The following is a 12,044-nucleotide window of genomic DNA, read 5'->3' as shown; positions in this document are numbered from 1 at the left end:
CTTAACGGAACGGCGGTTCGTTGAATGTGCGCAGTTTACGTGAGTGCAGGCGATCGCCTTCTGCGCGTAACAGATCAATGGCGCGGATGCCGATTTGCAGGTGCTCCGAAATTGCACCTTCATAAAAACGGTTAGCCTGGCCGGGAAGTTTAATCTCACCGTGCAACGGTTTGTCGGAGACGCACAATAGCGTGCCGTAAGGTACACGGAAGCGATAGCCCTGGGCGGCAATTGTGGCGCTTTCCATATCAATGGCGACGGCGCGGCTCAGGTTGAAACGCAATGCGGAGGCGGAGTAGCGCAACTCCCAGTTACGATCATCGGTGGTGACGACCGTACCGGTACGCAGCCGCTGCTTAACCTCTTCGCCAGGCATACCGCTCACCATTTTTGTGGCGTCATACAGTGCGCGCTGAACTTCTGCGATGCTGGGGATGGGAATATCGGGCGGCAGTACGGCATCGAGCACATGATCGTCACGTAAGTAGGCGTGCGCCAGCACATAGTCGCCAATCGCCTGGCTTTCACGCAGGCCGCCGCAGTGACCAATCATCAGCCAGACGTCCGGGCGCAGTACCGCCAGGTGATCGCAAATAGTTTTGGCGTTTGACGGCCCGACGCCAATATTCACCAGCGTAATCCCCTGGCCATCAGCCGTAATCAGGTGCCAGGCTGGCATCTGGTGTTTTTTCCATGCCAGATCGGAGGTGGCTTCTTCAGGAGCCTCGGTTTCTGCGGTGATCCAGATCCCGCCAGCACAGGAAAGTGCGATATAGGGACTGTCCGGGTCCAGAATCTGGCTGCATCCCCAGCGCACAAATTCGTCTACATAGCGGGTGTAGTTGGTAAACAGAACAAAGGGCTGAAAATGTTCAACCGGCGTCCCCGTGTAGTGGCGCAGTCGCGCCAGCGAGAAATCGACACGGCGCGCGTCGAAGTGAGAGAGCGGATAAAACTCACCGGGGTGGAACAAACCGTCTGCGGTCTCGTCGCCAATCTGCGCCAGTTCAGTGGTGGGGAAAAAGCGCGTCAATCCGGCGCTCATGGAGCGGTCAAGCGACAGCTCGGAACCGTCAATGACATAAGGATACGGAATTTCATGATGGGACGGTTCAACCGCGATATGCGCGTCATAATCCTGATACAGCAGCGTTAATTGCTCTTCAAGGTAAGGGCGAAACAGCGCAGGACGGGTGATGGTTGTGGTGTAGCAGCCAGCATGGGTAAAGCGGCCATAGGCGCGGGTCTTGGGGGGATTCGTCGCATTGCCGCTCCAGGAAACGGAAAGCGATGGGTAAACAAAAAGGCCATTATTTCGGGCTGTAATGTCTGGAAGTTCCCCGTTTTTAACATACTTGCCAATTGCGTTACGCAGAGCCTGAACCGATTGCTCGTAGAGTTCGTCCAGTTTATCCAGCGCCTGAGACGGGGTCAGGCCGGCGCCCTTATTATTCATGTCTGTCTCCTTGTTCCACAGGTGTACTGCTCTCCCGATAGTATGTCACAGGAATGTGAAACAAAAGTCAGACGTTGCGTAAGAACAGACGGAGGCCAGACGGCCCCCGTACAGGGATTAGACGTGTGGTTTATTTTTCATCAACAGCGCCGTAACGGCAGAGATCAGGCAGCCTGCCAGCAGGTAAATGGCAACGCTGTGCCAGTTCCCATCGGAGAAGGTGACCAGTGCGGCGGCGATAAAGGGAGTGAACCCGCCGCCCACGACGCTGGCGACCTGATAACCGACTCCGGCACCGCTGTAGCGATAACCTGCACCGAACATGCCGGTAAACATCGGCTGCTGTACGCAGACCACCATATCATGAGCAATATTGGCCAGCATGATGGAGAAGAACACAATCCAGAAGATTGACTGGGCTTCAAGCGCCATAAAAAACGGGAATGCGCTGAGCGTACCGATTAAGGCACCTGTAATATAGACACGCCGACGACCGAAGCAGCGGTCCGCAAGCCAGGCAAAGCAGGGAATCGTCAGGCAGCTTAGTCCCCCCACCAGCAGACCGATATTCAGAAAAAGCTCACGCGGAAGGCCCAGATTTTGGGTGGAGTAGTTCAGGGCGAACGCGGTGACGATATACATCGTCAGCAGCTCGCACAGGCGCAGGCCGATGATTTTCAGAAATGCGCCAGGGTGGCGGCTCAACGCCTCCATAACCGGCAAGCGTTTTTTCGCCGGTGGTGTTTCCTGTTTTTGCTGTTCAAATTCGGCGGACTCTTCCATGCCATTGCGCACCCATAAGGCACCAAGCACCAGAATAATGCTGAACAAGAATGGGATGCGCCAGCCCCAACTCAGAAACTGTTCATCGGTCGTCAGCGTGCTGATCAGCGAGACCAGACCGGTCGAGAGCAGCAGCCCTACGCCATAACCCACCTGAACGCCGCTGCTGTAAAACGCTTTTTTGTTCTCCGGCGCGCTTTCAACCGACAGCAATGCCGCGCCACCCCATTCGCCACCGACGGCAAAACCCTGAACAGCCCGTAATATCACCAGTAGTACCGGCGCCCACCAGCCTATAGTGGCGAAAGAAGGGAGGATGCCAATCAGTGCGGTAGCGATACCCATCATCCATACGGTCAGCATCAGCATACGCTTACGGCCCAGACGATCGCCGAAGTGGCCGAAGATCACACCCCCCAGCGGGCGAAACAGAAAGCCAACGCCGAAGGTGGCAAACGCCGCGAGTGTACCCATCGCCGGGCTGATTTGCGGGAAGAATTCACGATTAAACACCAGGGCAGCGGTGATGCCATAGAGCAGAAAATCGTACCAGTCGACGACTGCGCCAGCGAAGCTTCCTAATGCGGCGCGGCGCGCGCGATTAAGCGAAGGCGTCTCATCCTGGGGACGCGTGGAGGTGAGGGTGGAATCCATAGTTATCCTGTCTGTGCTGTTTTTTTAGTTATTAGTATGGAGAAATGATGACTCATATTGCTGCCGACATATTAACGGCTTTTATGAGACTACCGCGACAGACGGAAAGAGAAAATGATTTTATCCGTCACGCGCAGACAAGATGAAAAATAGTACGGAGCCCCGGTTGAAATCGCCTTGTATCTCAGGGTTGTTAACGTTAATTGTTATGATATAACATATCTATTTAATGGTTCGATCATGGAAGAGGTTAAGTATTGTGCAATTCGTCGCATCCAGTGATCACCCGGCGAGTGCTCTAAGCGTCAATATTGCGTCGCTACAGCGGCCCGGAGGCGGAGAACTGCTTTGTGCAATTCGCTTTGAGGTTGAGGAAGGGAAATGCCTGGCCGTTATTGGGCCTAACGGCAGCGGTAAAACGTCTTTACTGAGGGCGATAAGTCAGGAACTCCCCCTTCAGAAGGGCAATATTCAGCTACTGGGCCAGTCTGTTTCGGCGCTGTCGCGGCAGCAGCGGGCAAAGCAGATCGCCGTTCTGGCGCAAAATGATACGCCCGATCTGAGGCTGGCTCTTGAGGATTATGTGGCGCTGGGGCGTATCCCGCACGCCCGGGATGCACCACGCGACAGGCATGATGCCATCGTGACGAAGGCCATTAAAGAGACGGGATTACTGGCGTTGCGAAAGCGGTCGCTGTCTGCGCTTTCTGGCGGAGAAAGGCAGCGGGCGGCGCTGGCGCGGGTGTTAGCTCAGATGCCGAGCCTGGTGCTGCTTGATGAGCCAACCAACCATCTGGATCCCTCCGGTCGGGTGGAACTGCTTTCGTTGGTGAAAAACAAGGGGATAACGGTGGTGGCGGTATTGCACGATCTGTCGCTGATTGAATCTTTTGCTGACCGCGTTCTTCTTCTGTCGCAGGGAAGAATGGTGCTCTGCGACACACCGGAGCGTGTGCTGGTGTCTGAAAACCTTTATCCCGTTTTTGGGTTGACCTGCTTTACCGTACCACACCCTGATACGGGGAAAGCGCTGCGTATTTTTGAAGTTCCTGGCTATGCATAATAAATATCTGAGGATTGTGATGAAAAAATTGCTTGCAGGCATGGTTGCTATTTTGTCGGTATCGGCAGTAGAGGCTGCGGATTTTCCTGTCACCATAGAAAGTTGTGGAACACCCGTGACGTTCACGGAACCGCCAAAGCGAGCGATTATTAATGACCTTAATATGTCTGAAATGGCGTTCGCTCTGAATTTACAGGATCGTATCGTCGGTCTGACCGGCATCAGCGGGTGGTACAAAATGACGCCGGAATTTAAAAAAGCAATGGGGTCGATCCCTGAACTGGCACCGAAATATCCCTCTCTGGAAACATTGCTGGCGGTTAATCCAGATTTCTTTTTCGCAGGCTGGAATTATGGCATGAAAGTAGGGGGTGAAGTGACGCCTTCTTCACTTAATAAATATGGCATCAAGACTTTTGTTCTGAGCGAAAGTTGCGTCTTTACTGCCGCGCATAAGCGTAAAGCCAGTATGGATCTACTTTATAATGACGTACTGACGCTGGGGAAGATTTTTGGTAAGCAAGATGACGCTCGGGCGCTGGTTAATCGCTGGAAAAAGACGCTGGAGGCGCTGCCCAAACCGCCGAAAGGAGCCCGGCCATTAAACGTGTTTGTTTATGATTCGGGAGAGGATAAACCTTTTACCAGCGGGAAATATGCGATGCCTGACGCCATTATCGAAGCGGCTGGTGGTAAAAATGCGATGGAGGCGCTGGATATCAGTTGGGGCACAACTTCCTGGGAAAGTGTGGCTGCCACTGAGCCGGACTTTATCATTCTGCTGGATTATCAAACGGGAAGTGGGGCTGATGAGCTTCGTCACTTCCTGGAAAATCACCCGTTGATGAAACTCACGCCAGCGGTGAAACACCAACGTTATCTGAAGCTGCAATATGCTGAACTGACGCCAGGCCCTGCGAATGTCAAAGCAGTAGAAAAACTGGCTCGGGCCATGTATCAGACGGCTGCACAATGAGTTTCACTTCGTACCGTTACTACTGGGCGATGTGGAGCGCGGTGGTGGTACTGGCAGGATTAATGTTACTCAGTATTGCCAAAGGCGCTGTTTCGTTATCGCTGTTGCAGGTGCTGGGGGCGATAGGGATTGCAGATGTGCCGGTATCGGATATGGTCAGCAGAATTGTGATTGATTTACGCGTGCCGAGGACGCTCCTCTCTGTACTTACAGGGGCAGGACTGGCGATAGTGGGCGCGTTGTTGCAGACCACCACACGTAATGATCTTGCCGATCCATTTTTATTTGGGCTGTCATCGGGCGCATCGGCGGGCGCGGTACTGGTCATTACCCGATTCGGCAATCAGCTTGGCACGCTGACGCTCCCCGTATCGGCATTTGTTGGTGGGATCTGCTCCGCTATGGCGGTGATATTACTGTTCCACTTCAAAAAGCAACGTGGGGCTGAGCAGTTAATTATCAGTGGGCTTGCTATCTCCTTTCTGTTTGGCGCGTTAACCAGCTATTTCATTTTTTCTGGCGATCAACGTGCCGCCAGTTCCGTGCTGTTCTGGTCACTGGGCGGCCTGGGATTAGCCAGTTGGGGCAATCTGCCTTTCGCCTTACTGAGCCTGATATTACTGAGCGCTTTTATTCTGCTGCGATGGCGTGCGCTGGATGGCATGCTGGCCGGTGAGCAGACGGCGTTATCGCTGGGGATTAACGTCAGCCGCCTGCGGATGGAAATTTTCCTGTGCTGCGCGCTGGCGACCTCTTTCTTAGTGGCACTGACGGGAGTGATCGGCTTTGTTGGGCTGATGGTGCCACATCTGTGTCGGTACTTTTCTGGCGTTAAGCATCTGCTTTTACTGCCTCTTTGTGGTGTCTGGGGGGCTGTGCTGTTGTGCGGCGGCGATATTGTCAGCCGAACGTTGCTGACCTCGCAGGAACTGCCTGTCGGCATTATTACGGCGGGTATTGGCGGTTTGTTTATTATTGTGTTGCTCGCCAGAACGTCGTCAATATGACGGCCAGAAACGGTAAGCGGCTGGAACGTATACCTGATTGTGGTTGTTCGGAGTACAGAAAAGCAAAAAGCCCGCTAAAAAGCGAGCTTTTCTAAATTTGGCTCCTCTGACTGGGATCGCCTTTGCCAATAACTGGCTAATAAGTAAGCTAAACCTGAATTCCTTTTCTGTCAAGACCACCAGAATGACCCCCTCTAAGAAATGTATGCACTTGTAAGAAGAAGCAATGCCCATTGGGGGGATAAGGTACAATCGGTACTCTGCCGGTGCATTATGTTTTAGTGATCTGTGACCGTCCTGCATTGCCACAGACAGCTAGCTGATGAAGATATCCACTGCTTGTCTAGAGAAAACTCCAATGCATTCCATCAGATATACGCAAATTTTTAATCAGGCTGCGAAAAGTGAAATTGATATCCTGAAGGATTTCGGAGAAATCCGAATCAGGGTATAGTAATCTCTGAGCATTAATTAGTAATTGTGTTATGTGGCTTTAACTCATTGATAATAGTGAATAATATTTTTTTTCAGTATGTTGATAAAAATGCAACTTGATTGAAATTTTTCATAAGGATTCGCTTATGGTCAGGGGATTGTTACTAGTTGGAATTATTTTAATAGCAATTATTTTAATGGGGTGCTTCTCTTTTTTACCGGCCTCACAATGGTGGTTTATAAAAAATATCATATCAAATTTTGATTTTGTAAAATCGCTCCTTTCAATTCTTATATTATCATTGATTACTATATTTTTGTTTTTCGGTATTTTAGAGAGAAAATATTCATTAAAGTTAGAAAAATTAACTTTCGGTGGGTTAAATATTTTATTTGATAGTTCTGACTTGCTATATAAAAGATCTGTTCGCAATTTTCTTGATACTAAAAGAAGTGTGTTCAAAATTGATCCACATTCTGACTCATTTGAGGAGGTTTTTAACTCTTTATATGATATCTATAATTTCATTCGTGTTGAAATAAGAGTGCTGGATGTTAAGCGGAAAAGAGATATGGAGTTGTATCGTATATCTAATAAAATGCTAAAAAAACTGAATCAATTGCTTACCAAACATCAGAATAATTACAGGCGTTGGCATAAGTACATCTCAACAAACGATATTGTATTGACGAGGGATAAGGATTCTAACGGTGAAAATGTTTCTTTAACTTATCATTTAACACCAATTGGAATAATCCAGACTCATTACTATCATTTCAGCCAATTGATGGCTGATTTTGAATGCATTAATAAATTTTTCTGTGAGGAAGTTAGTGGTATTTTTAACATCGATATTGCTAAGTGGGAGGAGTAATGCATAAAACTTTTCTGAGTTATCATCATGCAAACGAACAAGATTTGAAGGACGGAATCATTGAAGCATTTGGTGGTGCGTCATTTATTGACAAGTCCGTAAGTGACGGGGATATCAGCAGTAATGTCAGTGAAAATTACATTATGCGGAAAATTCGGGAGGACTATCTTGGTGACTCTACCGTAACAGTAGTACTCATAGGTACAGAAACTGCCAACAGACCTTTCATTAACTCAGAAATTCAAGCATCTTTATGGGGGGCGAATCCTGCTGGATTAATCGGTGTAATTAGAGATGAAATATATTCGAGCGTATTTAGCTCTGGTGTATGTAGTGATGTTTTTTGCAATTGCGGCATTGGAATTAGAACCATTGATTGGGGTTATGAACATTATCTCCCTTGGTTAATTAAAAAAAATCATAACTTTTCAAAAGTCGTCCCTCAGTATGAGGATATGGATGTTTATTGCTCACTAGTTAAGTATTCAGATTTTATAGGGAATAGTGAATTTTATATTAACCAGGCATTTGATGAAAGAAATGTTATGGAACCAGCAGCAAAGAAAAATCCCGCGGATGTTCCTGCTATAAGAACTAATTTACTATGGTGATTAGATTGTTTTTACGCTAAGATAAATTTAAGGGGTCAGATATGTATAATAGCGGAATAATTAAAAGAAAGGTTTTTTTAAGTTACCACCATGATGGTGACCAATATTACTATAATGAATTCTCAAAAAAATTTCATGACGAATATGAGGCTGTAACGGATAATTCCCTTGATCGTCGAGTTGATAGTGAGGATATTGACTATGTCATGCGACGTATTCGTGAGTGTTATATCACAGGGACTTCATGTTCTATTGTCTTGGTCGGTAATGAATCATGGGGGAGGAAATATATTGACTGGGAAATTAAAGCGACGCTTGATAAACAACATGGACTTATTGGTGTCCAGTTACCAACATTGTTATCAAATTCTTCTGGACGAGTGAATGTGCCCGCTCGACTCAGTGATAATATTGATTCTGGATATGCACTGTGGGTAAGTTGGGCTAATTTTACAGCTAACATTTCGTCGTGTAGGGGATATATCGAACAAGCCAATTGCCGTAGTAATACTCTGATAAGAAATACTCGTGAACGCCGCTTAAGGAATGCATAATATGCTTGAGACGAATTTAGCAAAACCATTTCTTGTTGTTTATATCATTTGGCACCCGGATTTCGCCGCTGGTGCTGGACTGGCTGAAATATTGCGGGGACACTTTCGTCGGGAACTCTATCAGAACGTTGCTGGAGGAACCGGTTTAAGTGTTATTTTTCGTTCTGAGCCTCTACCTGAAACGGGGAAGCCGTTGCCGATCAATTTTTCAGAATCAGAGACCACCGCAGTCCTTATACTTGCAGAATCATGTATGGCAAATGATCCTGAATGGGGGACTTACCTTCGGGAGCTATCCGCGCAGTCGGAAATAGCTGGACTGGGTACACATCTTTTCCCCATTGCTATTGAAGTAGAAGGATTAAATCTTGGACTGGAAGAGCAGGCATTGCGCTGGGACCAATGGATACAGGATGGGAGTAACAATACTGCAAATCTTCATATACGATTGATTAGTGAGCTTACATACGAATTTTGCAGGATGCTGCGCCATTACCTGGAACATCTGAAACAACCAGAAAAAGATGAAGATGATTTGCTTAATTATCTCAAGAAAGTTCAGATATTTCTTAGCCATTCTAAACATGATGAAGATGGAGAGAGGATTGCTCGTTTGATACGTGAGCAATTACATAGTGGACATGGGTTAAGTTCATTCTTTGATGTCCATGATATCCCTGCTGGGCTTCGGTTTCATCAGGTGCTATTGAAACAGCTGGCGCAAAGCGCAGTTGTTGCCATACATACCGACTCTTATTCCTCGCGTGAGTGGTGTCGCAGAGAGATTATAGAAGCTAAACGTAATAGTGTACCTTTAGTTGTTGCCAACTGTATTAGCGAATTGGATGAAAGGGGATTTCCTTATATGGGAAATGTCCCCATAGTGAGAATGGATCCCCAGCAGGCTGAACGAATTAATATCATTATTGCACGCCTGCTTGATGAGGTTCTGAAAGATTTTCTGTGGCGTTGTCGTATACAATTGGTTAATACTAAACAAAGTGCAGTGCAGTTTGTTCCACGTGCGCCGGAGTTAATTTCACTTGCTGGTTTAAAGTTCCCCGGTATTGGGCAACCTACAATTGTATATCCTGACCCACCCTTAAGTTCGGAAGAAGAGCGATTATTTGAAGAAGTTAAACCCGGTATCAGGCTTAGAAGTTTTACCGAATGGCTGGCAGAGGGAACATCATGACTTATCGTGAAATGCTTAGTCAGCATATTATTGCAATATCTACATCAGATAGCCCAGATATGCCTGTATTGGGGTTAAGTAAACAGCATTTATATGACGCGATGACAGAAATTGCGCGTCATTTATTAGCCTTGGGAGCCAGGATTGTTTATGGCGGAGATCTACGTGCTAATGGTTTTACTGAACTGTTATTTGAGTTAGTAGCACGCCATAGAAGAGATGCCGATGAGGGGGATGAACGTTCCAGTATATTGAACTATCTTGCATGGCCGGTGCATATGCAAAAAGATGCCAGTGACTTGGAAAGGCTCAGTGCGGACCTGAAAGGAATGGCAAGACTTGTTTTGTTCAATCGCGATGGCGAGCCGTTACCAATGGCAGAACGAGCCCATTACATAGCAACTATTCCTTCTGATGAAGATTGGGCAATAGGTTTGACAGCAATGCGACATGCTATGTTACAAGACACACATGCCCGTATTATTCTTGGCGGGCAGGTTGATAAGTATAAGGGGGCAATGCCCGGTATAGCAGAAGAGGCTGTATTATCACTTCGTGCTAAACAACCCCTTTTTATTATGGGAGGCTTTGGTGGATGTGCAAAAGATATCACGGAGTCTCTGAATATTGTGGCATCTGACGGAATGCAGCAACGCAACTGGAGAGGGCGGGAAGAATTTGCCGGTTTTTCTTACAAGGATCTGAACAATGGACTTACTGAGTTGGAAAATGTTGTGCTAGCACAGACTCCTCATGTAGATCAGGCTATCGCTATGATTTTGAGAGGGCTTTTTCGATTAGTAAAACGTGGCTGAAAAAAATCTATCGTCCATTTTATGTATCAGCTTAGACTTAATTTGGAACTCTAATGGCGCAGAGCTAAATCTAATCTTACAGACAGTTCTGTGCCGAGAGCGGACGTGTCTATCAGAACGGCTTGCACTATTGTTCGGATATATCAAACCCTCAATTAATCTTCCGACTTTTTCTGTAGTCTTCTGCCATTTTTTTTTGTGCAATCAAGATTTTCCTTTCCTTTTCAGGAAAGAAACTATAATCTAAAAAGTTATCAATTCTTTCTTTAGTGCAAATTCTAATGATGTCAGGTGTGTAATATTCATATATAGGATCGAAATCTCCGTTGACCTTCATCATTATTTCAGCATCTAGTATTCTACGATCTAACTCATTCAAACTTAAATTCAACCAATGCATTAACTCATGAAAACTGTTAATTGGATCTATTTGTTTCCCTGTGTAGTGAGAAACATCAAATGGATAGGTAATCTCTTCATCGATAATTAAGTCGGTAACAATAATGAGAATTACAGCGCATGAAAGGATTTCTCTATCATCAAACATTTCATATCTAAGTTCATATTTTATCCTTGTTTTCTTTGTATGCCCCCAGTATCTAGTGCTAGTTAAAATAGCACGATTCAAAAAAGATTTTAATATATTAGATTGCACAAGATGGTTTGTTTTTTTCTTAAATTCGTCAAGTGTATACAAACTTATATTTGTATGCTTCGTGGCTTCTATTGCACCTGATTGAAAACCTTTTTTTGAAATGATGAAACCTCTATCGGCACCGGTATTTTGAAGCACTGTAAAAAAAGCATGAACAATTTCTTTTGTGACATTACTATTCCAATACTTAGCCTCTACGAACCATTTGAAATCAGTCCCAAGATATTTGGATTCCACTACCACATCTATATTCGAAATTCCTCTTACACCTTCTACTGTAACATTCGTCTTAGCGTTGGCACCTAAATTTTTAAAATGTTCACAAATCTCTTCTTGGAAATTATACCAATCTGTATCGATATTTTTCTTATGGTTGCTCATTTAAACTTCCTCTTAATGTCTGGTGCATAGTGGGCATGATAGAAGAATGATATCTGTCGAATATTCTGGCGATGTCATACAAGGAATCATCATGCTTATATCTGTCCCAGATAATCGCTTTCTGTTCTGGCTTGTAGTTAATAGACGTTCTTCGTTTCATGGTAACACCCCCCTTGATTAAGGATGGCATTGCATCGATACGTTGAACTCACAGCTCAAAACTGACGATCAGATTTGATTGTACGCTGCCAGAGAAAAGAGTCAGTTCAATTTTGAGCTAATAAATTTTATATGTAACAATTTGTTAAATCAGGCAGGTGTCACTTACATAAATAAACCGTTTATCTTACTGATTATACACCACACTCAATCGAATGTCTTTTTACTGGGCATAACGGTGGAAGCTTTGGGCTTTATTTTTTTTAGAATATTTAATGATGTCTGAGGTACTATTTAACGCCTATCTAAAGAATATAACAGCAAGCTATTTCATGAGTTTTTGTCTAGGGAAGGTGCGAATAAGCAGGTCATTTCTTCCCAAGCTGACTCGCTGATTAAAATTTCGCGGATCTGGGCCGATTTTT

General features: G+C 45.9%; 11 protein-coding genes and 1 pseudogene. 8 read left to right on the top strand and 4 right to left on the bottom strand.

Going from position 1 to position 12,044, the window contains the following annotated elements:
- Window position 1: 1 nt before the first annotated feature.
- The gene (locus OGV50_RS01735; protein ID WP_286488258.1) at window positions 2–1,456 is read right to left on the bottom strand and encodes an AMP nucleosidase; all 1,455 of its coding nucleotides are present in this window, start codon (window positions 1,454–1,456) and stop codon (window positions 2–4) included.
- A 117-nt stretch (window positions 1,457–1,573) separates the two neighbouring features.
- A complete protein-coding gene (gene shiA, locus OGV50_RS01730; RefSeq protein ID WP_286488257.1) occupies window positions 1,574–2,893 on the bottom strand; it encodes a shikimate transporter in 1,320 nt (439 codons plus the stop codon).
- A 229-nt stretch (window positions 2,894–3,122) separates the two neighbouring features.
- Here shiA and OGV50_RS01725 point away from each other — a divergent pair, with 229 nt between their 5' ends.
- The 8 genes from OGV50_RS01725 (at window position 3,123) to OGV50_RS01690 (ending at window position 10,424) form a co-directional block, all read left to right on the top strand.
- On the top strand, window positions 3,123–3,956 hold the full coding sequence (locus tag OGV50_RS01725) for an ABC transporter ATP-binding protein (RefSeq protein ID WP_286488256.1): 834 nt from the start codon (window positions 3,123–3,125) through the stop codon (window positions 3,954–3,956).
- A 19-nt stretch (window positions 3,957–3,975) separates the two neighbouring features.
- Window positions 3,976–4,932 carry an ABC transporter substrate-binding protein gene (locus OGV50_RS01720; RefSeq protein ID WP_110494096.1) on the top strand — a complete coding sequence of 319 codons (957 nt, stop codon included), beginning with the start codon at window positions 3,976–3,978 and terminating at the stop codon, window positions 4,930–4,932.
- Window positions 4,929–5,939 carry a FecCD family ABC transporter permease gene (locus OGV50_RS01715; protein ID WP_012131823.1) on the top strand — a complete coding sequence of 337 codons (1,011 nt, stop codon included), beginning with the start codon at window positions 4,929–4,931 and terminating at the stop codon, window positions 5,937–5,939. Before OGV50_RS01720 ends, OGV50_RS01715 begins: the two co-directional genes overlap by 4 nt.
- Before the next feature lie 581 nt (window positions 5,940–6,520).
- Window positions 6,521–7,249, top strand: coding sequence for a hypothetical protein (locus OGV50_RS01710; RefSeq protein ID WP_032454839.1), 729 nt, complete (start codon window positions 6,521–6,523; stop codon window positions 7,247–7,249).
- Window positions 7,249–7,860 carry a TIR domain-containing protein gene (locus OGV50_RS01705; RefSeq protein ID WP_081178148.1) on the top strand — a complete coding sequence of 204 codons (612 nt, stop codon included), beginning with the start codon at window positions 7,249–7,251 and terminating at the stop codon, window positions 7,858–7,860. The genes OGV50_RS01710 and OGV50_RS01705 overlap by 1 nt, the downstream gene beginning before the upstream one ends.
- Window positions 7,861–7,901: 41 nt before the next feature.
- On the top strand, window positions 7,902–8,414 hold the full coding sequence (locus OGV50_RS01700) for a TIR domain-containing protein (protein ID WP_081178146.1): 513 nt from the start codon (window positions 7,902–7,904) through the stop codon (window positions 8,412–8,414).
- A 1-nt stretch (window position 8,415) separates the two neighbouring features.
- Window positions 8,416–9,609 carry a toll/interleukin-1 receptor domain-containing protein gene (locus OGV50_RS01695; protein WP_094948193.1) on the top strand — a complete coding sequence of 398 codons (1,194 nt, stop codon included), beginning with the start codon at window positions 8,416–8,418 and terminating at the stop codon, window positions 9,607–9,609.
- Window positions 9,606–10,424 (top strand): hypothetical protein, encoded by an 819-nt coding sequence (locus tag OGV50_RS01690; protein ID WP_032454852.1) that lies wholly within the window; start codon window positions 9,606–9,608, stop codon window positions 10,422–10,424. Before OGV50_RS01695 ends, OGV50_RS01690 begins: the two co-directional genes overlap by 4 nt.
- Window positions 10,425–10,575: 151 nt before the next feature.
- Here OGV50_RS01690 and OGV50_RS01685 read toward each other — a convergent pair whose 3' ends face one another.
- Window positions 10,576–11,460, bottom strand: coding sequence for a restriction endonuclease (locus tag OGV50_RS01685; protein WP_022065025.1), 885 nt, complete (start codon window positions 11,458–11,460; stop codon window positions 10,576–10,578).
- A 16-nt stretch (window positions 11,461–11,476) separates the two neighbouring features.
- Window positions 11,477–11,620, bottom strand: a pseudogene (locus OGV50_RS01680) (IS30 family transposase); the annotation flags it as partial.
- Between the last annotated feature and the right edge of the window lie 424 nt (window positions 11,621–12,044).

Source organism: Citrobacter sp. CK180 (assembly GCF_030333655.1).
Lineage (GTDB): Bacteria > Pseudomonadota > Gammaproteobacteria > Enterobacterales > Enterobacteriaceae > Citrobacter_B > Citrobacter_B koseri.
Note: the sequence above shows the minus strand (reverse complement) of the source record. Positions and strands in the feature narration are given on the sequence as shown.